Here is a 26,497-nt window from a genome sequence, read left to right as displayed (position 1 = left end):
CGGGGCACGGGGTGCGAGCGGCTACTGTTGGCCCGGTCCCCCGCCCCCAACCGATGACTTCCGAGGAGCCGCCGGAAATGGTCCGTTACCGCGTGCGCGGTGGCAACGCCCTGCGTGGAACCGCCTTCATCCAGGGCGCGAAGAACGCCGTGCTGCCCATGATCGGCGCCGCTCTGCTCGTGCCCAAGGGCCGCACGGTCCTGCGCAACGTGCCGATCATCGAGGACGTGCGCCGGGCCGTCGAGCTGGCCGAGGTCGTGGGCGCCCACGTGGAGCTGCACGAGGCCGAGCGCACGCTGGTCATCGACGCCTCGCGGCTCGACAGCGCGGTGCTCCCGGCCGAGATCGCCCGGCGCTTCCGCGGCTCCGTGCTCTTCACCCCCGCGCTGTTGCACCGGCTGGGCGAGGCGATCGTCGAGGGCGTCGGCGGCTGCAACCTGGGCAGCCGCAACCTCGACTTCCACTACCTCGGCTACAAGCGTCTCGGCGCGGTCGTGGACGAGGGCGAGACCGTCATCCACGTCAAGGCGTCCGGCCTGACCGGCGCCACGCTCTACCTCGACACGCCGTCCCACACCGGCACCGAGAACCTCATCATGGCCGCCGCCCTGGCCAAGGGCACCACCGTGATCGAGAACGCCGCCCTGGAGCCCGAGGTCCTCGACGTCATCGACATGCTGACCAAGATGGGCGCCCGCATCAGCGGCGGCGGCACCGGGTTCATCACCGTCGAGGGCGTCGAGGAGCTGCACGCCGTCGAGCACACCGTGATGCCCGACCGGCTCGACGCGGGCGTGTTCGCGATGGCGGCGGCCATCACCGGCGGTGAGCTGAGCCTCGTCGGCACCGGCCTCGACCTGGGCGTGGTCCGCTACAAGCTGGAGCAGATGGGCGTCGACTTCGCCCGGCAGGGCGCGGTGCTCAACGTGCGCTGCGACCGCCGGCCGCTGCGCCCGATCAACATCATCACCGACACCTACCCCGGCTTCGCCACCGACCTCCAGTCACCCATGATGACGGTCGCGGCGCTGGCCGACGGCACCAGCTACATCCACGAGCGCATCTTCGACGGCCGCTTCGCGCTGGCCGGCGAGCTGAACAAGATGGGCGCCGACGTGGAGGTCGACGGCAGCCGCGCGATCGTGCGCGGGGCCACCCCGCTGACGGGCGCGCGGGTGACCGCGCACGACCTCCGCTCGGGCATCGCACTGGTGCTCGCGGGACTCGCGGCCGAGGGCGAGACCCTCATCGAGTCGGGATACCTCATCGACCGCGGCCACGCGCATCTCGCCGACCGAATGCGGGCGCTCGGAGCGGACATTACACGAGAGATTTCTGAAGGTTGAAAATGGCCGGGAAATAGTCCCTGAGCTGCCAAGACTGGTTGCGTCGCGGCCAACCTGAAGCACTTTCCGGAAAAGTCGGGCGTGACATTACGGCCCTCGCGAGCGATCGTTCCAAAAGAGAGCACTGCAAGTTACGGCAGGATGGGACGAACATTGGTCGAGAGGGCCGAAGAAACAACCCGAGTGTCGCGCCCGGGCGCCATGACACCGGACCTCACCATTGGCGTGGTCGGGCCCCACGATCTGGTCGAGCGCGTCATGTTGATGGGGCACGCCGCCGCGCCACTGCCCTGTCGCCTCGTGGCCGCCGCGTACCGCGATGAACAGGAGGCGCCCGACAAGGTGACACGGCTCGGTCCCGGCGTGGACGCGTGCCTGTTCGCCAGCCCGGTCCCCTATGACCTGGCCAGGCGTTCGGGTGTGCTGACGATGCCGGCGACGTACGTGCAACTGGGCGGCGCGGCACTGGTGGCCGCGCTGGCCAAGGCTGCACTGGATCCGCGCATCGAACCACAGCGGGTGAGCATCGACGTGGTGTCACGTGCGGACGTGGAGGAGGCGTACACCGACCTCGGCATTCCCGCGTCCGACGTGCACAGCCGCGACGAGCCGGGGGCCACCGGCACGATCGCGGCCTACCACGAGCGCCTGAACAGACAGGGGGCCACCACGGGAGCGCTGACGTGCTTACCGGCGGTGGCCGACCGCCTGCAGACGGCGGGGGTTCCGGTCATCAGGATCAGGCCCACGTCGGCGGCGGTGCGCAGCGCGCTGCACACGGCCGCGTTGCTCGGCGCGCACCACAGGCTGGAGGAGTCGCAGCTCACGGTGGTGCTGGTGGAGGTGCCGACGCTGCGCGAGCCGGTGCGCCGCGCCGCGCCGCGTTACTGGCGCGACGAGCTGCGGCTGTCGCTGCACCGGCTGCTGGTGCAGGAGGCGAACCGCATCAACGCCACGGTGTGGCCGATCGACGATCACAGCTACCTGGTCACGGCGACCCGGGGCTCGATCACGGCGGCGACCGACGGCTTCAGGGTGCTGCCCTTCGCCTCCAGGATCCGCGAGGAACTGGGGCTGGCCGTCGAGGTGGGCGTGGGCATGGGCCGCACGGCGCACGACGCGGAGGCGCACGCGCGCGCGGCGCTGGCCCGGACGCAGGCGGGCAAGCAGGCCCAGGGGTTCGCCGTGGACCGCGAGGGCCGAGCGCTCATCCCCGCGCCCCGGATGCCGCCGACGGGCGCCGGCACGCTCAAGCCCAAGGGCGTGGAGGTGCTGGCCCGGCTGGCGGCCAAGCTGGAGGGCGGGGACACGGTGGTGGACGCGGAGGGCGCGGGCAAGATGCTCGGCGTCACGCCGCGCACGGCTCGACGGTTGCTGCGCACGCTGGTTGACGAGGGACTCGCGTGGCCGCTTCCGCCGAACCGCACGCCGCAGCCGGGGCGCCCGCGCCAGCTGTACCGGCTGATAGTGGAGAAACTCGGTCCTCGCTGACCGATTTGTGCCCGCCGTCCCGCTTTGGGGCGGTGGGCCTTTTCTTTTCGTTCCGTTACGGCACGGCCGCCCTCCCCCCACCCGCCGCACGGGGCTGAGGGCCTCCAGGGAGACGGCCTCTGACCGGATGGTGGCGGGCCGCCGTTACGGCGCACTCCGGGCCATGGCTTCCGTCGAACGAGACCATGGCTCCCGTCGAACGGGACCGCGGCGTCACGCCCCCACGAGACCCGGAGCAACCGGACTTTGCCTGCCATTGGGGTGCCGACGGATTTTTGGGGGCATGACGGCGTGGTTCTTGGTTGACCGTTGCGGATCGGGGTATGTTCTCGGACGCCCCCGATCGACGGGATTCGGACGGGGGCGCCAACATTTCATGGTCCTGCCGGTCAGCACGCGCAGGCGATGCCCGTGACCGGGGCCGTGAGGGCGTCCACGGGGCCACGGCTGACCCCTGAGGCGGTCTTTACGGGGAAGCCTTCCCTCGCCCAGTACTCGAAGCCGCCGATCATCTCCTTGACCGGGTAGCCGAGCCTGGCGAACTCCAGGGCCGCCCGCGTCGCGCCGTTGCATCCGGGACCCCAGCAGTAGGTCACGACCGTGACGCCGCCGGGGACGACCTCCGCGGCCCGTGCGGCGATCTCGGCGGTGGGCAGGTGGACGGCACCCTGGACGTGCCCCTGGTCCCAGCTCTCGCGGCTGCGGGAGTCGACGACGACGATGCCGGGCACCCCGGCGGCCAGGTCGGAGGCCACGTCCGAGACGTCGGTCTCGAAGGAGAGGCGGCCGGCGAAGTGGGCGAGCGCCGCGGCGTCGGCGGCGGGCGGAACCGCGGTGACCGCCGACACCACGGTGGCCCCCGGAGCCGACACGGCCGGGGACGCCGGCATGGCGGCGGGCGCGGAAGTGGGTGCGGACATGGATGCTCCCGTCGTCGGGCGGATGTGCGTGACCGGCCCCGCGACCAGGGGTCCGGCTTCAGCAGGATCCTCGCAGCGGCCGCGTGTCCGGCGACAGTGGCGGTCAAGACCCCTACCGATGAGATACCGCCAATTGTCTGTCCGATATCCGCAGGTTTTTTGTCGGAGTCGACCGCTATTGTCAGGAGCTATGAACCAGAACACCCCTGACCGCCGCTCTCCCCTCCTCGTCTGGGGCGCGCTCGGCACCGTCTATGTGGTGTGGGGCTCGACCTACCTCGGAATCGGCGTGGCCGTCGAGTCGATCCCTCCCATGCTGAGCGGCGCGATGCGGTTCCTCGTCGCGGCCGTGCTGCTCGGGGGCATCGTGCTGGCCAAGTCAGGGCTCCAGGCGTTCCGGATGACCCGGCGGGAGTTCCTCGGGGCCGCCGGGGTCGGCCTGCTGCTGCTCACCCTGGGCAACGGCATGCTGGCCGTCGCCGAGCAGTACATCAGCACCGGCCTGGCCGCGCTGCTCGTGGCGTCGGTGCCGCTGTGGCTGGTCGTGTTCAGGTTCGTGGTGCGGGACCGGCCGAAGACGCTGACGCTCGCCGGCGTCCTGGTGGGGCTCGCCGGAGTCGCGGCGCTGTCGCTGACCGGCGCCCAGGACGGCAGCGCGACCGGGATCGTGGTGGTCCTCCTGGCGTCGCTGTCGTGGTCGGTGGGCTCGTTCCTGTCGAGCCGCATCGCGATGCCGGCCAACGCCTTCGCCACCAGCACGGTGGAGATGCTGGCGGGCGGCGCCGGGTTGCTCCTGATCGGCGGCGGGCTGGGCGAGCGGCTGGACGTCTCCGCGATCACCGGGCGGTCCTGGATCGCCCTGGTCTACCTGGTGCTGGTCGGGTCGCTGGTCGGCTTCACGGCGTTCTCGTGGCTGCTCGGCAACGCGCCCATCTCGCTGGTGTCGACGTACGCGTACGTGAACCCGGTGGTGGCCGTGGTCCTGGGCGCCCTCGTGCTGAGCGAGCAGGTGACGCTGCAGATCATCGCGGGCGGCCTGGTGATCCTGGTCGGCGTGGCGCTGGTCATCTCGACCGAGCGCAAGGGGCGCCGGTCGGGCCCTGACGAGACCTCCGGGGAGGCCCCGGACGAGGCCCGGAGCGTGGCGCGCGAAGAGGCCGGGGCCCGCGCCGACGGTTAGCGCGGCCCCGGAGCCTCAGAGCCGGCCGCGGAAGGCCGCCGCGGCCGTCAGGAAGGCGTCGTTGGCCTCCGGGTCACCGATCGAGATCCGCGCCCCCTCACCCGCGAACGGGCGCACCGCGACGCCCTCCACCGCGCAGGCGGCGGCGAAGTCGAGCGTGTGCTCGCCGAGGCGGAGCCAGACGAAGTTGGCCTCCGTGGGCGGCACCGTCCAGCCCTGGGCGAGCAGCGCCTCGCGGACCCGGGTGCGCTCCTTGACCACCCGCTCGACCCGTTCCAGCAGCTCGTCCTCGGCCTTCAGGGAGGCGACCGCCGCGACCTGCGCCAGGTGGTTGACCGCGAACGGCACCATCGCCTTGCGCACCGCCTCGGCGACCGGCTCGTGCCCGATCAGGTAGCCCACCCGCAGCCCGGCGAGGCCGTACGCCTTGGAGAAGGTGCGCAGCACGCACACGTTGGGCCGGTCGCGGTAGGGGGTCAGGCCGTCGGGGACGTCCTCGTCGCGCACGTACTCGCGGTAGGCCTCGTCGAGCACCACCACCACGTCGCCGGGCACCCGGTCGAGGAACGTCTCCAACTGGGCGCGGCGGATCGCGGTGCCGGTCGGGTTGTTGGGGTTGCAGACGAACACCATGCGGGTGCGGCCGGTGATCGCCTCGGCCATGGCGTCGAGGTCGTGGTCCTCGCCGGCCAGCGGCACGCGCACGGAGGTGGCCCCGGACAGGTCGGCCAGCAGCGGGTACGCCTCGAAGGAGCGCCAGGCGTAGACGACCTCGGCCCCGGGCTCGCCCACGGTCTCGAAGAGCTGCTGCGCCACGGTGACCGAGCCCGCGCCGAGCGCCACCTGCCCGGCGGGGACGCCGTAGCGCTCGGCGATGGCCTCCGTCAGGGCGACGGCGGCCGGGTCGGGGTAGCGGTTGACCTGGCGGGCGCCGGCGGCGATGGCCTCGACCACGGACGGCAGCGGGTCGTAGGGCGACTCGTTGGAGGAGAGCTTGTACGACCGCCCGTCGGCGGCGGCCACGGCCTTGCCCGGCCGGTAGGGCGGCATGGTGTCGAGAATCGCGCGGAAACGAGGCATGCCCCAACTTTAGGAGCATCGCCAGGACCTGGTGTGCCGGGGCGTACTCCGGCAGGGGCGCCCAGCCGCCGTCGTGGCGGCGTCACTCCTTGAGGGAGCGCAGCATGGGCGGGTGGAGGAGCTCGGCGGGGCCGCGCCGGTAGAGCTTGGCGGGGCGGCCACCGTCGCGCGTCGTCGTGGCGCCCGTCTCCACGAGGAAGCCCTCGGCCTTGGTGACCTTGCGGTGGAAGTTGCGCGGGTCCAGCGGGCGGCCCCAGACGATCTCGTACACCCGCCGCAGGTCGGCCACGGTGAACTCGGGCGGGCAGAAGGCCGCCCCGAGCGGGGTGTACTCCAGCTTGGCCCGGGCCCGCTCGATGCCGTCGAGCATGATGCGCCGGTGGTCGAAGGCCATCACGGTGAGCTCGGCGACCGGCTGCCAGCTCATGTGCGCCTTCTCCGAGGCGGGCAGGTCCGGGGCGAGACCGAGGTAGGCGACGCTGACGACGCGCTGGCGCGGGTCGCGGTCGGGGTAACCGTAGGTCTGGAGCTGCTCCAGGTGGACGGGCGCGCCGGGCAGGCCGGCTCGCTCGGCCAGGATGCGCTGGGCCGCGGCCGGCAGGTCCTCGTCGAGCTGGACGAACCCGCCCGGCAGCGACCAGCGGCGCAGGAACGGCGGGTTGTCGCGCCGCCACAGCAGCGCCGACAGCGCCTGGCAGCGCACGGTGAGCACGACCAGGTCGACGCTGACCGGGACGCTCGGGACCATGGCCTGCACGTTACACGCACCCCCCACGTCCCCGCGGCGTCACGAGCCGACGCGGACGTCCAGACGTCACGAGCCGACGCGGACGTCCAGACGTCACGAGCCGACGCGGACGTCCAGACGTCACGAGCCGACGCGGACGTCCAGACGTCACGACGTGATGCGGACGTGCAGGCGTTCTGTGGTCTCCTGGCCGGAGGGCAGCCTGACCCCCACCTTCACCCAGGCGTCCGGCGGCACCTGCGCCCAGTCGAACGGCACCCATGCCGTCTGCATGCCCTCGGGCAGCTCCTCAAGCGGGTCCTCGTCGAGCCAGCCGACGGCGGCCACGTCGAGGTCGCGGGCGCCGCTCTCCCACTCCACGGTGACCGTGCCGCCCTTGAGGTTGTAGCCGCGCACCTCGACGCCGTCCTGGACGTCACGCCCGCGCCGGATGGCGTCGACGGCGATCGGCCGGGCCCAGTCCTTCATGACCTCGCTCTCCAGGGACGGCGAGCCGCAGGTCATGAAGTCGCTCCACATGTAGGAGACGATCTTCTGGACGTACCGGCCGGCCATGGTGATGGCCTGGTCGAGGCGCTTCTTGTCGGTCTTGCCGCGCGTGCCCTGCGCCGCGCACGGCGGGTCGCCGGAGGGCTCGAACGCCTCGACGTTGGCCCAGAGCTGCACGTCGCGCCCGCCCTTGAGCAGCTCCTCGCGGACGAGCGCCATCTCGCGGTAGTAGTCGCGGGTGGAGCCGTGGTACGCGGTGCCGTACGTGCTCTCCCCGACGACGGGCCGCAGCCGCTCGTCCACCTCGTCGTCGCGCTCGTCGGGCCAGAACAGGCCGACCTTGCCGGTGCCGCGGCTGTCCTGCGGCGCGATGATGCCGACACCTGTGAGGGCCAGCGCCTTGAACGCCGCGGCCACCTGCTTGGGCGTCTGACCGAAGCCGACCCGCTTGCGCGCGTCCAGGTAGGGGCTGATGAGGATGGGCTTGCCGGGCAGCTCCTGCTCGACGATGTCGTGCTGGCCCGCGTACACCTGCAGGGTCGGGTTGTTCGCGAGCGTGGCGCCCATCTGCACCTCGAACGGCTGGTAGACGCCGCCGAGCGAGGCGCGGCCGGCGAAGCGGACGCCGTAGTCCTGCAGGATGCGGCGGGTCAGCGTGGTGAGCGTGTCGAGGTGCTTGGGGTTGGCCCTGGTCTGGTTGTCGGGCTGGCGCGGCGCCAGCGGCAACGCCGGGAAGATCTGGATGCCGAACTGGTCGCCGAGGTCGAGCAACTCGCTCAGGCTGTCCTTGAACTCTCCCTGCGCGTTCTTGACGGCGCCCGCGACCACGATCAGGTCGTACGGCCGGGGCTTGGTGAAGTCGCAGGTGGGGTCGTCGGAGAGGTCCGTGGGGGCCAGGAGGCGGTAGTAGACGCGCCGGCCCGACACGACCCGGTGCTCCATCGCGGCGCAGCGGAACAGGCCGTCGCCGAACGCCTCGTCGGTCCGGTAGACGTAGGTGCGGGCCACCCGGTTGCCCGGATTCGCCTTCTTCAGGTCGCGCTCGGCCGCGTCGTGGCAGGTGAGCCCGTCCTCCTGGCAGTCCTTGTAGAGGGAGTCGCGCTCGCCCTTCTTGGTGAGGATCACACCGTCGTCGTCCACGGGACGGTACTGCAGGCCGTAGCCGATCCGGATGACCGTGTCGCCGCCGACGTTGTGGATCTCCTGGAGCTGCTTGCGCCAGGTGCACGGGTTGGAGGCGGGCGTCACCCAGTAGCCGGTGACGGCGTACGGGGCGGACTCGCCGGTGTCGAACGTGCCGCAGGGGTCGGTGAACTCGCTGACCTGGGGCGTCGGGAAGGTGGAGGTGGGAGTCGGCGAGGTCTGCCTGGCGACGGGCTTGGACGGCCGGTCCGACGGGAGGACGATGACCACGGCCGCGACGGCCGCCAGGATCGCCACGCCCACGAGCACGAAGAGCCAGCGCACGTTGAGGAACCTATCGTCCTGGGGATATGCCGGATGTCAGCCGTCAGCGCAGGCCCGCGGCCCAGGCTTCGAGCTGGGCGACGAACCGCTTGGCCGAGTTGGGCCAGTGGTGGTTGGCCCGGGCGGCCGCGTAGCCGCGCGCGCCCTGCGCCCGCCGCTCCCTGACGTCGTCCCGGAGCGTGAGGACGGCCTGCGCCACGGCCTTGGGGTCCTCCCAGGGCACCACGACGCCGGAGTCGTACCGCTCGACCAGCTCGACCGCCCGCGGCGACGGCGTGGTGATGACGGGGATTCCGTGCGCCATGTACTCCACGATCTTGGTGGGCATGGAGTGGCGGTAGTTGGGCTCGTCGTGCAGCAGTGACAGGCCCGCGAGGGCGCCGTCGAGCCGCTTGAGCGCCTCGTCGTTCGGCATGAAGTCACGCCACTCCAGCAGGCCCTCGGTGACGGCCTGGTTGAGCACCGGACGGCTCTGCGGGTCGGCGTAGCCGATCAGCTCGACGGCCACCCGGTACGGCTGGAGCAGCCGGGCCACCTCGATGGCCTCCATGACGCCGCGCGCCCTGGACAGCCAGCCGAGGTAGACGACCCGGTCGTCGCCCGGGGGCGTGACCGAGTCGGGCACCCACGTCTCGTTGGGCACGATGAGGTGGGCGTGCTTGAACCGGCCGGCGTAGGCCGTCTCGGCCAGCAGCAGGTGCATCCGGCGCTCGGCCATGCCCTCCAGCATGCGGGCGAGGAAGCGGGCCGGCGGGCGCAGCATCGACGGCAGCCACGGCTTGAGCGACAGCGTCGCCGGGGTGTCCTCGTGGACGTCCCAGACGACGGGCGGGCTGTTGCGCACGCCCCAGACGGCGAACAGCAGCTCGGGGTCGTGGATGAGCACGAGGTCGACCTTGTCGCGCATCCGCTTGAACAGCCTGCGGGCCGCCCAGACGGCCGCGACGCGCTTGCGCTGCGCCGCCCGCGGCAGGTCGACGCCGGTGACCCAGGGCCGGGGCACGATGCCGTGCGCCGTGAAGGACGCCGCATACGTGACTTCATGACCGGCATCCACGAGGGCGCGGATCTGCCGGTGCAGGATCCGCGCGTCCTCGGGGTTATGCACCACCGTCATGACGAGCACGTGCACAGCGCGCAACCCTCCGTCGCTACAGCCGCTCGACGCGTTCACCCTCGGCGAGGACGCCGCGGGTGTCGAGCACGAGCCTGGCCTTCGCCTCGACCATGTCCAGGTCGAACGCGGAGTGCTGCTGCATCAGCAGCGTCACGTCGGCGCCGACCACGGCCTCGGCCAGATTCTCTTCGCGCGGCACGGGTGTGCCGTCGACCGACCACTCCCTGACATACGGGTCCACGAACGAGAGGTCGGCGCCCAGCTCCAGCAGCGCACGGGCCACGGGGAGGGCAGGCGTCTCGCGTTCGTCGGCGATGTCCGGTTTGTAGGTGACGCCGAGCATAACCACTTTGGCGCCGTTCACGGGCTTCTTATGCCGGTTCAGCAGTCGCTGCACTCGCGCGACCACGTACGACGGCATCCGCTCGTTGATCTCCTGCGCCAGCTCGACGAACCGGAACGGGTAACCGAGCTTGCGCACGGTGTACGACAGGTACGACGGGTCGACGGGGATGCAGTGACCGCCCACGCCGGGCCCGGGCAGGAACTTCTGGAAGCCGAACGGCTTGGTGGCCGCGGCCTCGATCGACTCCCACAGGTCGATGCCCAGCTCGTCGCAGAAGATCGCCATCTCGTTGACGAGGGCGATGTTGACGTGCCGGTAGGTGTTCTCCAGCAGCTTGGCCATCTCGGCCTCGCGGGTGCCGCTGACGGGCACGACCTGCTCGATGAAGCGGCTGTAGAAGGAGGTCGCCCGGTCGCGGCAGGTGGGCGTGTAGCCGCCGACGACCTTAGGGGTGTTGCGCAGGCCGAACTTCGGGTTGCCCGGGTCGATGCGCTCGGGCGAGAAGGCGAGGTGGAAGTCCTCGCCGGCGACCAGGCCGGAGCTCTCCAGCAGCGGGCGGGCCACCTCGTCGGTGGTGCCCGGCCAGGTGGTGGACTCCAGGACGACGAGCGTGCCCTTGCTGAGGTTGCGCGCGACGGCCTTGGTGGCGCCCTCGACCGCGGACAGGTCGGGGCGGTGGTCCTCGTCCAGCGGAGTCGGCACACAGATGACGATCGTGTTGCTCCTGGCCAGGACGGACTGGTCGAGCGTCGCGCTGAAGCCGTTGGCCAGCATGTGCTCGAGGTCGGCGTCGGACAGGTCGTCGATGTAGGACCGTCCGGCGTTGAGCGCGTCGACCTTGGCGGGGTCGACGTCGACGCCGACGACCTTGAGCCCGGCGGCCACCGCCTCCTTGGCGAGCGGCATGCCGACGTACCCCAGGCCGATGACAGACAAGTCTATTTCTGTCACAGCGGTGCCTTGGAAAGCCGGAAACAACACTTCATGGTCGCAAAGGTTATCTCAAGTCCACCTAGCTCACGCCTAATGCGACTGAACCTGTCGTAACAGACAGGCAATCCGGAGCCCATCCTCAGGTGATGGACCGGTAAAGGTCCCGGTAGGTCTCGGCCACGCGACCCCAGGTGCGCTTGGCCGCGACCTCGGCGCGGCCGGCCTCGCCCATCTCGGCGCGCCTGGCCGGATCGTCCCTGAGTCCGGCGATGGCCTTGGCCAGCTCGGCGGGGTCGCCGGGCGGCACGAGCAGCCCCGCGCCGTCGGAGCCGACCAGCTCCGACAGCGCCGGCAGGTCGCTGAGCACGACCGGCTTGCCGAGGGCCATCGCCTCGACCGGCTTGAGCGGCGTGACGAGCCGGCAGACGCGCAGGTCCTCGCGGGGGCAGGCGAAGATGTCGATGGCCTCCTGGGCCTGCAGCGCCTCCTCGGGCCCGACCCGGCCCGGCAGGATGGCGCTGGTGAGCGACAGCTCCTCGACCAGCTCCAGCAGGTTGGGCCGCTCGGCGCCGTCGCCGACGATGAGCACGCGCACCGGCGCGCCCTGGTCGCGCAGCAGCGCCGCGGCCCGCAGCAGGGTGGCGAAGCCCTCGTAGGCCACGATGCTGGACACCGAGCCGACCACGATCTCGTCGTCGCCGATGCCCATGTCGCGCCGGAAGGACGCGCCGTCGTAGCGGGCCGTCAGCAGCGAGTCGTCCACCGCGTTGGGAGCCAGGAAGATCTTTTCCCTGGGCACGCCGCGCTCGACGATCTCCGTGGCCATCGTCTCGGCCAGCGTGACGACCGCGTCGGCCTCGCGCATCAGGAACGCCTCGCGCTCGCGCTGGAGCACGTGCCGCTCGCTGCCCACGCGGATGGGGTCGCGGGAGGCCCAGGTCTCCTCCAGGAAGCCGCGCACCTCGTAGACGTACGGGGTGCCGGTGCGCTCGCGCACGGCGTGGGCGACCGAGCCGTTGCGGTGGTCGGTGGCGGCGTGCAGGAGCTGCGGGCGCAGCTCCTTGACCAGCTCGGTGACCGCGTCGGCGCCGCGCACCATCCGGCCGCGCATCTCGAACGGCATCTCGCCGCGACCGTCGGGCAGCAGCCGGTGGTAGGGGATGCCGTCGATCTCCTCGTACGGCGTGACGTCGGCGAACCCCTGGAACATCGGCCAGCCCCAGCTCGTCACCACGTGCGGGTCGAGTCCCGCGGCCTGCTGGGCGGTGACGATGCGGTGGGTGCGGACGGTGTAGCCGGCCTGCGTGTACGGCAGGGCGTTGGTGACGCAGTGGAGCACCCGCCCCTGAACGCGCCCGCCGACGGTCACCTTGGCGCCGGGCGGGATGGGGTCGGGGCTGATGGCGGCCAGCTCGCCCTTGTAGTAGGCGGCCCGGCGCTTGACGAAGGGGTACTTGGTGTGGGCTTCGAGCACCTGCGCGGCCAGGGTGACGTTGCCCGCGTTCCAGTGCTCCTTGGCCTCGTTCCACGGGGCCCTGATGACGCGCATGCCGAACTTGCGGACGGCCTGGCGGGCCCGGCGGGCCGCGGGCCAGGCCACCCGCCCGACGATCGGGCGAAGGCGCGGCGGGAGGGCTTCGGCGGCGGCCTGCGCGACCCGCACGGGGTCGGACTTGACCTTGGTGTAGACCACCCTGGAGACGAGGACCGGGTGCTGGACGAAGCCCTTCAGCAGCCCACCGACACCGGCACGAGCGGACTTGGCGGAAACCTTGGAGGAGTCTGGTCGACTGGCGTCGGATACCACGCGGTGACCGTACCATAGGCAGCGTTTTTTCCCTTCCGCTCTGAAAGGCGAGGTCAATGAGGGAGAACCCCCTGGTCCTGCACGTGCTGGGCGCCCGGCCCAACTTCGTGAAAGCGGCCCCGGTGGTGCGAGCGCTCGGCGAACTCGGGGTGCGGCAGGGCATCATCCACACCGGTCAGCACTACGACGCGCTGATGTCGGACGTGTTCTTCGCCGACCTCGGCCTGCCGGAGCCGGTGGCCAACCTGGGGGTCGGCTCGGGCACCCACGCCAAGCAGACGGCGGCCCTGCTCGTGGGCCTGGAGGAGGTCGTGCTGGAGCACGCGCCGGACCTGGTCGTGGTCTACGGCGACGTCAACTCCACGCTGGCCGCGATCCTCGTGTGCGCCAAGCTGGGCGTGCGCACCGCGCACGTGGAGGCGGGGCTGCGGTCGTTCGACCGGGGCATGCCGGAGGAGGTCAACCGGATCGTCACCGACTCCCTGTCGGACCTGCTGTTCGCCACCTCCCCCGACGCGCTGTCGCATCTGGCGGCCGAGGGCGTGCCGGCCTCGAAGGTGCACCTCGTGGGCAACCCCATGATCGACAGCCTGTTCGCGGCGCTGCCGTCGCTGGACCCGGCGCCCGTGGTGGCGCGGCTGGACGCTCCGGAGCGCTACGCGGTGGCGACGCTGCACCGCCCCGCCAACGTGGACAGCCCCGAGGCGGCGGCCGAGCTGGTCTCGGCGGTGCTGGAGGTCTCGCGGCAGATCCCGCTGATCGTGCCGATCCACCCGAGGGGCCGCACCCGGCTGGCGGAGGCGGGGCTGGTCGACGGCCCGTCGGTCAAGGTCGTGGACCCGCTCGGCTACGTGGACTTCCTGTCCCTGGTCCGTGGCGCGGCGCTGGTGGTCACCGACTCGGGCGGCGTGCAGGAGGAGACGACCATGCTGGGCGTGCCGTGCCTGACCGTGCGGCCCAACACCGAGCGGCCGGTCACGATCACCCACGGCACCAACCGGCTGGTCACGCCGGCCCTGTTGCCCGCCGCGGCCGAGAAGGCGCTGGCCGACGGGGCCTCGACGCCGTCGGGCGAGCTGCCGCCCCTGTGGGACGGCGCCGCCGGGCCGCGCATCGCCCGGCTGATCTCGGCCTGGCTCAAGGGGGACAACCTCTCGCCGGCCGCCCAGGGCACGCGGTCCGAATAGCCCCACTTCGTACGGCATAGCCGGGTTCGTCACGGCTTTCGCCGTTTCGTCGGCGTGCTCCCCCACGCTCCGCGTACCATGACATCTCTCCGCTAAGCGATAGGCGAGCATCCCCATGGCCGAAACTCCCGAAGAGCCCTCCTTCCAGCGGCTCGGCCCCGTCAACTGGCTCCCGGAGGAGCGCAAGGTCGTCGAGCGCTACGAGACCGAGCTGAGGGAGCTGCGCCGGCGCCTGGAGATCGCCGAGGCCAAGGCCGCCTACGCCACCTGGAAGCTGGAGGCCACCCAGGCCAAGCGGACGTTCAAGCTGGGCGAGGCGATCGGCACCAAGCGGCCCGGCAAGGTGCTGGAGGCCGTCAGGTCCAAAGACCGCGCCCCCAAGCCGCCCACCCCGGTCACCGAGGCGATCGAGACGGCCAACAACCGGCCGCCGCTCGTCGAGGTGCCCGCGGTCAAGTGGCCGGCCGGGCCGGTCAACCGGCCCGGCCTGAAGGTCGCGGTCATCCTGGACGACTTCTCCCGGATGGCGTTCCGCTACGAGTGGGACCAGATCGAGTTCGGGCTCAAGGACTGGCCGGAGATCTTCGCCGAGAAGCGGCCCGACGTGCTGTTCTGCGAGTCGGCCTGGCACGGCAACCAGGGCCGCTGGCGCTACCAGATGACCGGCACCAACGCGCCCAAGGAGCCGCTGCGCGACCTCGTGGCCTGGTGCAGGGCGGAGGGCATCCCGACGGTCTTCTGGAACAAGGAGGACCCGCCCAACTTCGACTTCTTCATCGACACGGCCAAGCTGTTCGACTACGTCTTCACCTGCGACGGCGACATGGTGCCGAAGTACCGCGAGGTGCTCGGCCACGACCGGGTGGACGTGCTCCAGTTCGCCGCCCAGCCGCGCGTGCACAACCCCGTCCAGCAGAAGGAGGGCCGGCTGCACGACGTGGTCTTCGCCGGCATGTACTTCCGCGACAAGCACCCCGAGCGGCGCGAGCAGATGGAGGTCGTGCTCGACCCGATCCGCGAGCTGGGCCTGCACATCTTCGCCCGCAACGGCGACGTGGACGAGAAGTACGCCTGGCCGGAGAAGTACCGCCCGCACATCGTCGGCGAGCTGCCCTACGACCGGATGCTGGCCGCGTACCGGATGTACAAGGTCTTCCTCAACGTCAACTCCGTGCTCGACTCGCCGACCATGTGCGCGCGCCGCGTCTTCGAGCTGTCGGCCTGCTCGACGCCGGTGGTCTCCGGCTGGTCGCGGGCCATCGAGGAGACCTTCGGCGAGCTGGTCCCGATCGCCCGCGAGCCGGTCGAGTCGTACAACCAGGTGCTGCACCTGATCAACAGCCCCGAGCTGCGGGCCCGGATGGGGCACCTGGCCATGCGCGAGGTGTTCGACAAGCACCTGTTCTCGCACCGCGTGGACCAGATCCTGTCGTTCCTCGGCCGGCCGGCGCCGTCGCGCTCGCGCTCCATCTCGGTGGTGCTGCCGACCAACCGCGCCGCGCAGATCGAGCACGCCATCTCGTCGGTGGCCCGGCAGATCCACCGGCCGCTCCAGCTCGTCATGGTGCTGCACGGCCTCGACATCGACCCCGTCGTGGTGGCCGACAAGGCGCGCATGGCGGGCATCACCGACGTCGTGGTGCTGCCGGCGGCGCCCGAGCTGTCGCTCGGCGCCTGCATGAACCTGGGCATCGCCGCCGCCGAGGGCGAGCTGATCGCCAAGATGGACGACGACAACCTGTACGGCGAGCACTACCTGTCGGACCTGGTGCGCGCCTTCGACTACACCGACGCCGAGCTGGTCGGCAAGGGCGCCCACTACTCCTACTTCGAGGGCAGCAACACCACCATGCTGCGCCTGCCGGGTCTGGAGCACCGATACTCGTTCCTCGTGCAGGGCGGCACGTTCCTCGGCACGGCCGGCATGTTCCGCTCGTACGGCTTCGCCGACATCACCCGCGGTGAGGACACCCACCTGGTGCGCCGGCTGAAGGCGGACGGCGTCAAGATCTACTCGGCCGACCGCTTCAACTTCGTCTACTGGCGCAGCGCCGACGCGAGCATGCACACCTGGCAGGCCGACCACATCAAGCTGACCCGCAACGCCCAGTTCTCCTTCGTCGGCCGCCCCGACGACCATGTCCTGATCTGAAACGCCCCGATCTGACGCGTCCTGATCTGACACGTCCCGAGATGGGCGGATCCGCGTCCGCCGGTCCCGGTCGTGCGGTGACCGGGACCGGCGGGCGGCTCAGCCGTGCAGTTTCGCCAGACGTTCGTCGGCGAGCCGGCCGAGCTCGTACAGGCCGTCGCGTTTGACCTTCTCGCCCACCACGAGCAGGCTCAGCACGGCCTTGCCCCGGCGCACCAGCACGGTGCCGACCTGGACGTCCTGTCCCCCGCCCGTGGCGGTGGTGAGGTAGGCGCGCGACTGGTCGCCGCGCCGCGGCATGGACAGTTCGCGCGTGCGATAGGTCACCTTCGTGCCGTTGACGGCCGCCGTGTAGGAGGTGCACCCCTCGGGCAGCGGCGCGGGGAACCCCTGTGTGGGCATCGACACGATCGCCTCGGTGATCGACCCCTTGTCGGAGGCGAACGCGACGACGGCGGCGGGCGCCCCGGCCACGGCCGGCTCGGTGGCGTCGAGCTGCGCGGCCTTGGCGCACTCGGGCCGTTCCGCGCTGGCCGCGCGGACCGCGGCGAGGCCCTTGCGGGTGGCCTCCAGGCGGCCGAAGAAGCCCGTCTCGGGCCCGTGGACGACCTTCATCCCCTGGGGCGCCGGCAGCAGGAGGGCACGCAGCCGGCCCGCCTCGGCGGTGGCGGCGGCGACCCGCGCCGGGTTGGACCCGGTGGTCCCGGCGCTCCCCCCGGCGGCGCATCCGGCCATGAGCGTCACGCCCGCACATATCCCGGAAAAAGCCTTGAGTCCGGAAAACAGGTTGATAGTGGATTGACGATTTGACTTACCCAGCATATTTCCGAACGCTAGAGGAAACGGCACCCGCGGGGCCGCGCAACAGCGCTATTCATGGAATCGCGCGGTTTCATGGCGGCCATATGCATTCACCCCCATTCCCGGGCGAGCGGAGACACCCGGCGGGCTCGACCAGCAGCGAACTGGAGTCTCCGCGCGCCACCGGGCCCGAACGGGCGCACACCTCGCAAAGCGGCAATTCGCCGTAACAGGTCGCGCAAAAAGTTTCTCGGAGCGCTGCGCGGCGTAGCGCCGCATTTGCCCGCCGTCATCATGATCCACCACATGAGCGACATCGACCCGCGCCGGGCGCGCGACCTCGGGATGGACCGGCCGATTTCGCGCCGTGACTTCTTCGACGGCGTCGCCGTCGCCGCGGGCGCGGCGGCGGTGGGCGCCGTCACCGGGATCCCGCTCTTCCACGGCGGCCGCGACACCGGGCGGCCCGAGGAGCCCCCGTACCCGCCGGCGCTCACCGGCCTGCGCGGCGACGACCCCGACGCGCTCAGCGTGCCGCACGCGCTGCGCGACGGCCGCTTCTGGGAGCACGCCGGCGCGCCCCACCCCACGGGCGAGAGCTACGACCTGGTCGTCGTGGGCGCCGGTGTCAGCGGGGTCGCCGCCGCCCACGAGTGGCTGCGGCGCGATCCGGGGGCTCGCGTGCTCGTCCTCGACAACCACGACGAGATCGGCGGGCACGCGCGGCGCAACGAGTTCCGGGGCGGCGCGCGGCCGGGGCCGCTGATCGGGCCGGGCGGCTCGCCGTCGCTCGGCCCGCCCGAGGCGTGGACACCCGAGGGCAAGGAACTGCTCGCCCTCCTCGGCGTCGAGCCGGACGCGCTCGCCGGGCACACGGACCGGGAGCTGTATCCGGGTCTCGGGCTGCGCAAGGGCGTGATGTGCGACCGGGAGGCGTTCGGGCGCGACCGGCTGGTGCGCTTCGAGCCCGGCGTGGAGGCCGCGGAGTGGGTGAGCCGCCTGCCGATCGCCGAGCAGGCCCGCCGGGACCTGGTCATGCTCTGCACCGACCCGCCCGACTGGTTCCCCGGGATGTCCGGAGAGGAGAAGGAGCAGCGGCTGGCGGAGCTGACGTACTCGGCGTTCCTGCTGGACGTGTGCGGGGTCCACCCGGACGTGGAGCGGTTCTGCCGCACGATGCCGAGCGCCCGCTGGGGGTACGGCTCCGACTCCTTCGGCGCGATCGACGCCTGGGGCACCGCCCGCCGCTGGGACTACCCCGGCTTCGACGGCCTGGGGCTGGACCGGGACAAGCCGTCGCGGTTCAACTCGCCCACGGTCCGCAAGGAGTGGGACGCGGGCGCGCCGGTCCGCTTCCCCGAGGGCAACCAGGCGCTGGTGCGGATGCTGGTGGGCCGGATGATCCCCGGCTTCGCCGGCTCCACGTCCGCGGACGGCGTGACGACGGCCGCCTACGACTACGGCCGCCTGGACCGGCCCGGCAGCCGCGTCCGCCTCCGGCTGTCCAGCCCCGTGGTCTCGGTGCGCAACGACGGCGACGGCTCCGCCGCGACGGTCGGCTACTTCGACGGCTACCGGCTGAGGACCGTGAGCGCGGGGTCCGTGGTGCTCGCCTGCTGGCACACCGTCATCCCGTACCTCGCGCCGGAGCTGCCAGGTGACCAGCGGCGCGCGCTGCGGGCCGCCGTCAAGACGCCCGTGCTGCACGCCACCGTGCGGCTGCGCGACTGGCGGGCCTGGCACCGGGCGGGGCTGCGGGCCGTGCGCTGGACGGGCGCGTACTGGTGCCAGACGGAGCTGGGCAGGCCCGTGAGCGCGCCCGGCTACCCGTGCCCCAGGGACCCCTCGGAGCCGATCCTGGCGCATCTGGTGGCCGCGCCGAGCCGCTCGGAGCTCGGCCCCGTCCGCGGGGCGGCGGCGGGCCGCCAGGCGCTTCTCAAGACGCCGTACGAGAACCTGGAGTACACGCTGCGGGACCAGCTCACCCGGCTGCTGGAGCCGCACGGGTTCGACCCGGCCACCGGCATCGAGGCCGTCACGGTCAACCGGTGGGGCCACGGGTACGCGACCGAGTACCGCAGGCCGTGGCACGACTTCTACCCCGACGGACCGTTCCCCGCGGAGGCCGCCCGGCGGCCGTTCGGCCGGATCGCCATCGCGAACGCCGACGCCGCGCCGGGCGGCGGGTTCGACTCCGCGGTCACGGCGGCCTACCGGGCGGTGGACGACCTGACCCGCTGACCTACCGAACGGCTTTCAGGGTCGCCTCCCAGAGGCGCTCGGCCAGGGCCGGGTCGGACATGGTGGACGGCACCTCCCGGGGCGCCCGCCCGTCGAAGTAGCGCCCCTGGTGCTCTGCCCCGTCGCGGTGGGTGGCGAGGTGGACCAGGGTGCGCGCCCCGTGCTCCGGCGGCTTGGCGTACCCGGGCAGCGCCAGGAAGACCCGCATGAGCAGGGACCCGGCGGCGAACCCGGTGCGGATCACCCCCGGGTGGAAACACGTGGCCGCCACCCCGCGTGCCGCGAGCCCGACCGTGAACAGCGCGTTGGCCTGCTTGGTGTCGCCGTACTGGAGCCAGCCGTTCCACCTCCGCCGCTCCCGCGACAGGTCGGACGGGTCGAGCCGGCCGCTCCTGCCCGCCCGCGAGGAGGTGGTCACCACCCTGTCCACCCGGTCCGCCAGGGATCGGGTCAGCACGAACGGAGCCAGATGGTTGACCTGAATCATGAGCTCGTGGCCGTCGGGGGTCACGCTCCGCTTCGTGCTCATCACTCCGGCGTTGTTGGCGAGCACCGCGATGCGCTCGTAACGCTCGGTGAGCCGGGCCGCGAGCGCCCGCACGTCGTCCAGCGACGTGAAGTCGCACGTCAGCACGTCGGCCTTCGGACCGGCCAGGCCGCCCGCCACCTCGTCGAGCCGCCGCCGGTCGCGGCCCACGAGGACGACCCGGTGCCCGCGGCGGGAAAGCTCGGCCGCCGCGGCGGCCCCGATCCCGGCGCTTGCCCCAGTAATCACGCTAATCATCCTGTTCCTCCCACTGCGCCGGGAGCTTAAACGGTGCTAGTCTCCTGTGCGATCTTCCGGAGGTGTATTTACACAAAAGGTGGAAATGCCCCTCGACTCCGAGGTTGGGACATGGGCTCGCGTAACCGGTCAATTCGGTTCAAGATCTTCTTATTGCTGCTACTACCCCTCCTATCTCTGAGCGCGTTGTGGGGGTTCGCACTGAACCTCACCGTGGGTGACGGCCAGGCCCTCCTGCGGACCAACACCCTGTACCAGACGGTGGGGGTCACCTCGACCGAGCTGGGCCTCCAGCTTCAGGCCGAGCGCGCCCGCTCCGCCGTGGCGGTCACGACGCGTAAGCTCACCAAGGATCTCGGTGCCCAGCGAGCCCGCACCGACAAGGCCGTAGCCGACTTCCGCCGCGCCGCCACCGAGGCCGGCGACGCCGTCACCGCCGAACTGCGCCGCCCCCTCGACACCCTCGACGGGGCGCTCGCCCGGCTCGGTTCCATCCGCGCCGACATCGACGCCGGCCTCAGCTCCCGCCTCGTGGGCATCAACGCCTACAACGCCGTCCTCGACGCCCTCTTCCGCTTCTACGACCACATGGTCTCCGTGCCCGACCTCCCGCTCTTCCAGCAGGCCACGGCCATGCAGGCCATGGGCAACGCCCGCGAGGTCATCGCCCGGGAGCACGCCCTGATCAGCGGCGCCCTGGTCGACGGGCAGCTCACCGAGCCCGAGGCCGCCGCGTTCACCGAGTACACCGCCACCCGCAAGTTCCTGCACGCCCGCGGCCTGGCCGGCCTCGACGTCCAGCTCCGCCGGCCGTACGAGAAGGTGTTCGGCGGCGACACCTTCCGCGACTTCACCCGGATGGAGACGAGGATCGTCACCACCGGCGAACCTCCTCTCGACGGCCCCGCCTGGAACGCGACCGTCGGCCAGGTGATGGCCCAGCTCGACCGGCTCGGCACCTCCTCCTCCGCCGAACTCTCCGACCGGGCCACCGGGGCGGCCACCGCCATCCTCGCCCGCATCGCCGTCGCCGGCGTCGTCGGCCTGATCGCCGTCCTCGCCTCGATCGTCATCTCCGTGCGCCTCGGCCGCCGCCTGGGCGCCGAGCTGGCCGGGCTGCGCGCCGCCGCGCTGGAACTGTCGGAGGAGCGGCTGCCCGCCCTCGTCGAGAGCCTGCGCCGCGGCGACGACGTGGACCCCGCGAAGGAGGTCAAGCCGCTCAAGGTCAGCGGCTCCGCCGAGATCACCGACGTGGGCCGCGCGTTCGCCTCCGTACAGTGCACCGCCGTACGGGCCGCCGTGGGGCAGGCGGAGCTGCGCCGCGGCGTGAGCCAGGTCTTCCTCAACCTCGCCCGGCGCAAGCAGGGCCTGCTGCACCGCCAGCTCGCCCTGCTCGACAGCATGCAGCGCCGCACCCACGACCCGGACCGCCTGGAAGAGCTCTTCCGCGTCGACCACCTCACCACCCGCATGCGCCGCCACGCCGAGAGCCTGATCGTCCTGTCGGGGTCCGCCCCCGGCCGGGCCTGGCGCAAGCCCGTGTCCGTCCTCGACATCGTGCGGGCGGCCGTCGCCGAGGTCGAGGAGTACACCAGGGTCACGGTCGAGGCCATGCCGGCCAGCGCCATCGACGGCGGCGTCGCGGCCGACCTCACCCACCTCGTGGCCGAGCTGGTCGAGAACGCCACCCTGTACTCCCCGCCCGACTCCCCGGTCCAGGTCCGCGGCGACCTGGTGAGCAACGGGTACGCGATCGAGGTGGAGGACCGGGGATTCGGGCTCTCCCAGGCCGAGTACGCCGCGATCAACGCGCGGCTGGCCCGGCCCCCGGAGTTCGACCTCGCCGACAGCGACAGGCTCGGCCTGTTCGTGGTCGGCAAGCTGGCCGAGCGGCACGGCATCCAGGTGCTGATGCGCCGCTCGCCGTTCGGCGGCACCACGGCGATCGCCCTGGTGCCGCGCGCGCTGGTCAGCGAGCAGGTGGCGCTGACGGCCGGCGACGACGACCGTGACACCGGCCGCGAGGGCGGCGGGGGCACGGGCGGCGGATCCGGCCGGGGCACCGCCTCCGGGCTGCCCAGCCGTACGAGGAAGAAGAAGGCCCTCGCCGTGGTGAGCGGCGGGACCCATGCCGGCCTGCCCACGCGGGTACGGCAGGCAAACCTGGCGCCCCAGCTGAGGGCGGACACACCGTCCGAGCCGGAGCCGGAGCAGAAGACGGAACGCTCTCCCGACGAGGTACGCGATCTGTTCTCCGCGTTCCAACGGGGAACCCAACGCGCCCGAGAAGAAGCAAACGAGGAGGGGGAGGCATGAGCGCGCCCACGACCAACACCGGTGAGCTGAACTGGCTGCTCGACGACCTGACGACCAGGGTCGCGGCGGTCCGTCAGGCCGTGATCCTGTCGACCGACGGCCTGGCGGTGGGCTACTCCAAGGGTCTGTCCCGTGAGGACGCCGAGCACCTGTCGGCCGTGGCGGCCGGGTTCCAGAGCCTCGCCCGCGGCACCGGACGCCACTTCGGCGGCGGCGACGTCCGTCAGACCATCGTGGAGATGGAGTCCGCGTTCCTGTTCGTGACCGCGGCCGGCCAGGGCACGTGCCTGGCCGTGCTGGCCGAGGCGAACGTCGACGTCGGTCACATCGCCTACGAGATGGCGATGCTGGTCAAGCGGGTGGGCCAGCACATCTCGACCAACCCGCGGAACACCGCGCCATGACGGAGATCCCCCAGTGGCTGGACGAGGCGGCGGGGCCGGTCGTCCGGCCCTACGCGCTCATCCGCGGGAGGACGAGGTCGTCAGGGGACGCCTTCGACCTCGTCGCGACCGTGACCGTCGTCGGGGAGCCCTCCGACGAGGTGGCGGGCGAGCTGGGGCCCGAGCAGCGGCTCATCCTCCGGGCGGCGCGCTCCCCGATCTCGGTGGCCGACGTGGCCGTCGAACTGGACCTGCCCATCGGGGTCGTCCGGGTACTGCTCGGCGATCTGCGTGACAACGGCCTCATCTCTGTGACGTCCCCCTCAGCGGCGAGGCAGCGTCCGAACGATGGCATTCTCAAGGAAGTGATCAATGGACTCCGGGCTCTCTGACGACCCCGTGGCGCTGAAGATCCTCATCGCGGGGGGCTTCGGCGTCGGCAAGACCACCCTGGTGGGCGCCATCAGCGAGATCAAGCCGCTGCGCACCGAAGAGGTGCTGTCAGAGCGCGGGATCGGCGTGGACGACATCGACGGCGTGGAGGCCAAGACCACCACCACCGTCGCCATGGACTTCGGCCGCATCACCATCCGCGACGGGCTGGTCGTCTACCTGTTCGGGACACCGGGGCAGGAGCGGTTCTGGTTCATGTGGGACGAGCTGTCCTACGGCGCGCTCGGGGCCGTGGTCATCGCCGACACCCGGCGGCTGACCGACTGCTTCCCGTCCGTGGACTACTTCGAGCAGCGCGGCACTCCGTTCGTGGTGGCCGTCAACTGCTTCGACGGCGCGGAGCGGCACGGCGTGGACGACGTGCGGATCGCGCTCGACCTGGACCCGGACGTGCCGGTGCTGCTGTGCGACGTGCGCAGCCGCACCTCGGCCAAGGAGGTCATGGTCACGCTGGTGGAGCACTCCCTGCGGACCCTGACGGCGACGGGCTGACCCCCGGCGCCCCGCCCCCCGACGCGGCGCCTCCCGCGGCTCTGGCGGGCGCTACAGCGCCCGCAGGCCGTTGATGACCTCTCTCAGCAGGTTCTCCGTCGCGCCCGTGCTCTTGGCGAGCGGCGGACGCACCGAGACCAGCCCGTAGTGCAGCAGGTCGCCCAGGAGCACCCGTACCACCCCCACCGGGAGCTGCAGCTCCGCGGCGAGCTCCACCACGGGCCTCGCCTGCGCGGCCACGGTGGCGATCAGCCGCCGGTGCTGGGCGCTCAGCTCCGCCTTGGCCGGCGCGGGCAGGCCGCTGGCCACCACGCTCGCCAGCAGGTCGATCTCGGGCGCGGATGACCTGGTGCGTCCACGGGCGACCGCGTACGGCCGCACGACCGGCCCGGCCTCCTCGTCCACCCACTCGGGCTCGCGGCTCACGACTGAGTTCCCCCATCCTGGTCGCTTTCCTGGCGCCCGCGCCGCCAGCCCGACTGGAGGGAGGACAGCAGGGCCCTGGCCTCCTCGGGCGAGCGCTCGTCGGCGGAGTGGGCGGGCTGGTGCTGCGTATGGGTCCGGGAGGGCAGGCCGGCCCCCGGCCGGCCGCTCGGTGCGGACGCGCCGGCCCCCTGCTGCTGGAGCTGGGGCGGCAGGTTGGTCTGCCGTACGCGGCGGGGCAGCCCGGAGTCCGGCTGGGGCTCCGGCTGCTGCGTCTGGGCGCGGCGGGACGTGCGGACGCGGCGCGGCAGCGCTCCCGGCCCCGTGGCGCCCTCCAGGGCCTCCAGGGCCGCGGCGGGCCGCTCGGAGCCGTCGGGCTCCTGCCGGACCACCGAGACCGACACCGGCTCGAACTCCGGCATGTCCAGCGGCGGCGGCAGCATCTCCACCAGCATCGACGGGATGAGCACGATCGCCGTGGTCCCGCCGTACGGCGACGGCTTGAGCGTCACCGAGATGCCGTGCCGGCCGGCGAGCAGGCCGACCACCGCGAAGCCGAGCTGCTCGGTCTGCGCCGGGTCGAAGTCGGGCGGGGCCGCCAGGCGCAGGTTGACCGCCTCGCGCTGCTCCGGCGACATGCCGAGGCCCCGGTCCTCCACCTCGACCGCGAAGCCGCGGCCCACCATCTCGCCGCGCACCGACACCTCGTTGCCGGGCGAGGAGAACGTGGCGGCGTTCTCGATCAGCTCGGCGAACAGGTGCATGAGGTCCGCCACCGCCGAGCCGGAGAAGCCGCACTCGGGCATCGGGTAGACGCGGACCCGGGTGTACTCCTCGACCTGGGCCGCGGCGCCGTTCAGCACGTCCTCGACCGGGATGGTGCCGCGCCAGCGGCGCCCGGCGGACCCGCCCGACAGCAGCACCAGGCCCTCCGCGTGGCGGCGCATGCGGGTGGTGAGGTGGTCGAGCTTGAACAGCCGCTCCAGCGCCTCCGGCTCCTCGGTCTGGCGTTGCATGTCGTCGAGCAGCCTGAGCTGGCGCTGGAGCAGCGTCTGGCTGCGCCTGGCCAGGTTGCGCAGCGCCTCGGAGACGCCCTGGCGGAGCCTGGCCTGCTCGACGGCCGCGTCCACGGCGGTGCGCTGGACGCTGTCGAAGGCCGCCGCGAGATCCCTGACCTCGCTCGTGGTCTTGTCCGCCACGGTGATGGGCGGCGCCTCGGCGTCGACGTCGACGCTGTCGCCCCTGCGCAGCCGGGTGACCACGTCGGGCAGCTTGATCTCGGCCAGGTCCAGCGCGCTGCGGCGCAGGGCGCCGAGGTCGTAGGCGACGCGCCGGCCGGCCCGGATGGACACGACGACGGAGAAGATGACCGCGAGCAGCCCGAGGGCGCCCGCGATGCCGGCGCGGATGATGATCGTGATGCCGGCGGGCTCGATCCGGGCGAACAGCGCGTCACCGGTGCGCCAGATGGCCTCGGTGTAGTCCTTCAGCACCGGGTCGGCCAGCTCGCGCCACATCTGCATGTTGACGGGCTCGCCCATGACGTACGACTCCAGGGCCCGCTCCATCGTCGCGAAGCGGGAGGAGGTCGCCACCTTCTGCACCTGGGCGCGCAGCTCGGGGTCCATGTTGGCCATGGCCGACGGGAAGAGGTTCTGCCGGGCGCCGTCGATGCGGGCCAGCAGGTGCAGGTCGGTCATGGTCGGCTTGCCGTTGGCGGCCACGATGAGGGCGTGCTCGCGGCTGAGCAGCTCGCGCACCTCGTCGGCGGCGATCAGGCCGTGGCTCTGCCGGGCCAGCTCCACGTCGGTGCTCACCGTGAACGTGGAGTACATGAGGTGGACGACGTCGGAGATCTCGGAGTACTGCTGGATCAGGGCCGAGGGGGTCATCTTGCCGGCGTCGACCTGCCGCCGCACCTCAGGCAGCCGATCGACCGCCTCGAAGGCGTTCTTCAGCCGGCCGCGCATCTCCGGCGTCATGGCCGACTGGGTGCTCCCCGCCGTGCCGTTCTGGGTGAGCTTGGCGCGCACCCGGTCGACCCTGACGCGGGCCTCGGTCAGGCCGGCGGGGTCGGTGGCGGTGCCCGCGAGCCGCTCGGCGGAGGCCAGCCGCTCCCGCTGGAGGTTTCCGACCAGGCCGTCGGCGTAGTTGATCACGCCGGTCCAGATGGTCTGGGCCTTGAGGAGGTTGACGGCCTCACCGATGGTGGTGGCGGCGGCGAAGGCCCAGAGCGCGACGAGAGAGACCAGGGGGATGACGAGCAGTGTCGAGATCTTGACTCTGATGGATCTGCCCGATGCCATGGTACCTGCTCCCGGATAGAAGATCGCGGGAGAGA

Annotated in this window: 21 protein-coding genes; 10 read left to right on the top strand and 11 right to left on the bottom strand. The window is 71.8% G+C overall.

What is annotated here, in order from left to right:
• The first annotated feature begins 77 nt into the window (after positions 1 to 77).
• Together murA and AB0H81_RS05775 are read left to right on the top strand one after the other, a co-directional pair.
• Positions 78 to 1,346 (top strand): UDP-N-acetylglucosamine 1-carboxyvinyltransferase, encoded by a 1,269-nt coding sequence (murA, locus tag AB0H81_RS05780; RefSeq protein WP_358369769.1) that lies wholly within the window; start codon positions 78 to 80, stop codon positions 1,344 to 1,346.
• Positions 1,347 to 1,547: 201 nt separating this feature from the next.
• Positions 1,548 to 2,837: a GTP cyclohydrolase IIa gene (locus AB0H81_RS05775; RefSeq protein ID WP_358369766.1), complete on the top strand. Its 1,290-nt coding sequence runs from the start codon at positions 1,548 to 1,550 to the stop codon at positions 2,835 to 2,837.
• Between the two features lie 389 nt (positions 2,838 to 3,226).
• Here AB0H81_RS05775 and AB0H81_RS05770 read toward each other — a convergent pair whose 3' ends face one another.
• Positions 3,227 to 3,757, bottom strand: a complete 531-nt coding sequence (locus tag AB0H81_RS05770) for a rhodanese-like domain-containing protein (RefSeq protein WP_358369764.1) — start codon at positions 3,755 to 3,757, stop codon at positions 3,227 to 3,229.
• Between the two features lie 190 nt (positions 3,758 to 3,947).
• Here AB0H81_RS05770 and AB0H81_RS05765 point away from each other — a divergent pair, with 190 nt between their 5' ends.
• Positions 3,948 to 4,937, top strand: coding sequence for an EamA family transporter (locus AB0H81_RS05765; protein ID WP_358369761.1), 990 nt, complete (start codon positions 3,948 to 3,950; stop codon positions 4,935 to 4,937).
• Between the two features lie 15 nt (positions 4,938 to 4,952).
• On the opposite strand, the gene hisC is transcribed toward AB0H81_RS05765, so the two are convergent.
• The 6 genes from hisC to AB0H81_RS05735 form a co-directional block, all read right to left on the bottom strand.
• The gene (hisC, locus tag AB0H81_RS05760) at positions 4,953 to 6,017 is read right to left on the bottom strand and encodes a histidinol-phosphate transaminase (protein ID WP_358369758.1); all 1,065 of its coding nucleotides are present in this window, start codon (positions 6,015 to 6,017) and stop codon (positions 4,953 to 4,955) included.
• Between the two features lie 82 nt (positions 6,018 to 6,099).
• A complete protein-coding gene (locus AB0H81_RS05755) occupies positions 6,100 to 6,765 on the bottom strand; it encodes an NUDIX domain-containing protein (RefSeq protein ID WP_358369756.1) in 666 nt (221 codons plus the stop codon).
• A 147-nt stretch (positions 6,766 to 6,912) separates the two neighbouring features.
• Positions 6,913 to 8,721 (bottom strand): DUF4434 domain-containing protein, encoded by a 1,809-nt coding sequence (locus tag AB0H81_RS05750; RefSeq protein ID WP_358369754.1) that lies wholly within the window; start codon positions 8,719 to 8,721, stop codon positions 6,913 to 6,915.
• 43 nt (positions 8,722 to 8,764) lie between these two features.
• A complete protein-coding gene (locus tag AB0H81_RS05745; RefSeq protein ID WP_358369809.1) occupies positions 8,765 to 9,853 on the bottom strand; it encodes a glycosyltransferase in 1,089 nt (362 codons plus the stop codon).
• Positions 9,854 to 9,872: 19 nt separating this feature from the next.
• Positions 9,873 to 11,126, bottom strand: a complete 1,254-nt coding sequence (locus AB0H81_RS05740) for a nucleotide sugar dehydrogenase (RefSeq protein ID WP_358369807.1) — start codon at positions 11,124 to 11,126, stop codon at positions 9,873 to 9,875.
• A gap of 130 nt (positions 11,127 to 11,256) precedes the next feature.
• Positions 11,257 to 12,924, bottom strand: a complete 1,668-nt coding sequence (locus AB0H81_RS05735) for a glycosyltransferase family 4 protein (protein WP_358369751.1) — start codon at positions 12,922 to 12,924, stop codon at positions 11,257 to 11,259.
• Between the two features lie 56 nt (positions 12,925 to 12,980).
• Here AB0H81_RS05735 and wecB point away from each other — a divergent pair, with 56 nt between their 5' ends.
• Positions 12,981 to 14,111 carry a UDP-N-acetylglucosamine 2-epimerase (non-hydrolyzing) gene (gene wecB, locus AB0H81_RS05730; RefSeq protein ID WP_358369749.1) on the top strand — a complete coding sequence of 377 codons (1,131 nt, stop codon included), beginning with the start codon at positions 12,981 to 12,983 and terminating at the stop codon, positions 14,109 to 14,111.
• A 115-nt stretch (positions 14,112 to 14,226) separates the two neighbouring features.
• Complete coding sequence (locus AB0H81_RS05725) at positions 14,227 to 16,263, top strand: glycosyltransferase (protein ID WP_358369746.1); 2,037 nt, start codon at positions 14,227 to 14,229, stop codon at positions 16,261 to 16,263.
• A gap of 99 nt (positions 16,264 to 16,362) precedes the next feature.
• Here the strand turns inward: AB0H81_RS05725 and AB0H81_RS05720 are convergent, their stop codons facing one another.
• The gene (locus tag AB0H81_RS05720; RefSeq protein ID WP_358369744.1) at positions 16,363 to 17,007 is read right to left on the bottom strand and encodes a hypothetical protein; all 645 of its coding nucleotides are present in this window, start codon (positions 17,005 to 17,007) and stop codon (positions 16,363 to 16,365) included.
• Positions 17,008 to 17,370: 363 nt separating this feature from the next.
• On the opposite strand from AB0H81_RS05720, the gene AB0H81_RS05715 reads away from it, so the two are divergent.
• Positions 17,371 to 19,305, top strand: a complete 1,935-nt coding sequence (locus tag AB0H81_RS05715) for an FAD-dependent oxidoreductase (RefSeq protein ID WP_358369741.1) — start codon at positions 17,371 to 17,373, stop codon at positions 19,303 to 19,305.
• Position 19,306: 1 nt separating this feature from the next.
• Here the strand turns inward: AB0H81_RS05715 and AB0H81_RS05710 are convergent, their stop codons facing one another.
• A complete protein-coding gene (locus tag AB0H81_RS05710; RefSeq protein ID WP_358369738.1) occupies positions 19,307 to 20,089 on the bottom strand; it encodes an SDR family NAD(P)-dependent oxidoreductase in 783 nt (260 codons plus the stop codon).
• A 186-nt stretch (positions 20,090 to 20,275) separates the two neighbouring features.
• Here AB0H81_RS05710 and AB0H81_RS05705 point away from each other — a divergent pair, with 186 nt between their 5' ends.
• The 4 genes from AB0H81_RS05705 to AB0H81_RS05690 are packed head-to-tail and all read left to right on the top strand — an operon-like array spanning position 20,276 to position 23,733.
• Entirely contained in the window at positions 20,276 to 22,405 is a 2,130-nt protein-coding gene (locus AB0H81_RS05705; protein ID WP_358369735.1) for a nitrate- and nitrite sensing domain-containing protein, read from the top strand.
• On the top strand, positions 22,402 to 22,809 hold the full coding sequence (locus AB0H81_RS05700) for a roadblock/LC7 domain-containing protein (RefSeq protein WP_358369734.1): 408 nt from the start codon (positions 22,402 to 22,404) through the stop codon (positions 22,807 to 22,809). The genes AB0H81_RS05705 and AB0H81_RS05700 overlap by 4 nt, the downstream gene beginning before the upstream one ends.
• Complete coding sequence (locus AB0H81_RS05695) at positions 22,806 to 23,180, top strand: DUF742 domain-containing protein (RefSeq protein WP_358369732.1); 375 nt, start codon at positions 22,806 to 22,808, stop codon at positions 23,178 to 23,180. Before AB0H81_RS05700 ends, AB0H81_RS05695 begins: the two co-directional genes overlap by 4 nt.
• Positions 23,161 to 23,733: an ATP/GTP-binding protein gene (locus tag AB0H81_RS05690; protein WP_358369731.1), complete on the top strand. Its 573-nt coding sequence runs from the start codon at positions 23,161 to 23,163 to the stop codon at positions 23,731 to 23,733. Before AB0H81_RS05695 ends, AB0H81_RS05690 begins: the two co-directional genes overlap by 20 nt.
• A 51-nt stretch (positions 23,734 to 23,784) precedes the next feature.
• Here the strand turns inward: AB0H81_RS05690 and AB0H81_RS05685 are convergent, their stop codons facing one another.
• Together AB0H81_RS05685 and AB0H81_RS05680 are read right to left on the bottom strand one after the other, a co-directional pair.
• Positions 23,785 to 24,159, bottom strand: a complete 375-nt coding sequence (locus AB0H81_RS05685) for a DUF742 domain-containing protein (protein ID WP_358369729.1) — start codon at positions 24,157 to 24,159, stop codon at positions 23,785 to 23,787.
• Positions 24,156 to 26,462, bottom strand: coding sequence for a nitrate- and nitrite sensing domain-containing protein (locus tag AB0H81_RS05680; protein WP_358369726.1), 2,307 nt, complete (start codon positions 26,460 to 26,462; stop codon positions 24,156 to 24,158). The genes AB0H81_RS05685 and AB0H81_RS05680 overlap by 4 nt, the downstream gene beginning before the upstream one ends.
• Positions 26,463 to 26,497: the final 35 nt, after the last annotated feature.

The organism is Nonomuraea sp. NPDC050691 (assembly GCF_040654455.1).
Taxonomy (GTDB): domain Bacteria; phylum Actinomycetota; class Actinomycetes; order Streptosporangiales; family Streptosporangiaceae; genus Nonomuraea.
The sequence above is the reverse complement of the archived record's forward strand: the minus strand, read 5'-3'. Positions and strand labels throughout refer to the sequence as shown.

Coding starts and splice junctions, on each gene's coding strand:
- AB0H81_RS05715 (WP_358369741.1), top strand. CDS start 17,371: ATGAGCGACATCGACCCGCGCCGGGCGCGCGACCTCGGGATGGACCGG.
- AB0H81_RS05690 (WP_358369731.1), top strand. CDS start 23,161: ATGGACTCCGGGCTCTCTGACGACCCCGTGGCGCTGAAGATCCTCATC.
- AB0H81_RS05775 (WP_358369766.1), top strand. CDS start 1,548: ATGACACCGGACCTCACCATTGGCGTGGTCGGGCCCCACGATCTGGTC.
- hisC (WP_358369758.1), bottom strand. CDS start 6,017: ATGCCTCGTTTCCGCGCGATTCTCGACACCATGCCGCCCTACCGGCCG.
- AB0H81_RS05710 (WP_358369738.1), bottom strand. CDS start 20,089: ATGATTAGCGTGATTACTGGGGCAAGCGCCGGGATCGGGGCCGCCGCG.
- AB0H81_RS05755 (WP_358369756.1), bottom strand. CDS start 6,765: ATGGTCCCGAGCGTCCCGGTCAGCGTCGACCTGGTCGTGCTCACCGTG.
- AB0H81_RS05770 (WP_358369764.1), bottom strand. CDS start 3,757: ATGTCCGCACCCACTTCCGCGCCCGCCGCCATGCCGGCGTCCCCGGCC.
- AB0H81_RS05725 (WP_358369746.1), top strand. CDS start 14,227: ATGGCCGAAACTCCCGAAGAGCCCTCCTTCCAGCGGCTCGGCCCCGTC.
- AB0H81_RS05765 (WP_358369761.1), top strand. CDS start 3,948: ATGAACCAGAACACCCCTGACCGCCGCTCTCCCCTCCTCGTCTGGGGC.
- AB0H81_RS05700 (WP_358369734.1), top strand. CDS start 22,402: ATGAGCGCGCCCACGACCAACACCGGTGAGCTGAACTGGCTGCTCGAC.
- wecB (WP_358369749.1), top strand. CDS start 12,981: ATGAGGGAGAACCCCCTGGTCCTGCACGTGCTGGGCGCCCGGCCCAAC.
- AB0H81_RS05695 (WP_358369732.1), top strand. CDS start 22,806: ATGACGGAGATCCCCCAGTGGCTGGACGAGGCGGCGGGGCCGGTCGTC.
- murA (WP_358369769.1), top strand. CDS start 78: ATGGTCCGTTACCGCGTGCGCGGTGGCAACGCCCTGCGTGGAACCGCC.
- AB0H81_RS05680 (WP_358369726.1), bottom strand. CDS start 26,462: ATGGCATCGGGCAGATCCATCAGAGTCAAGATCTCGACACTGCTCGTC.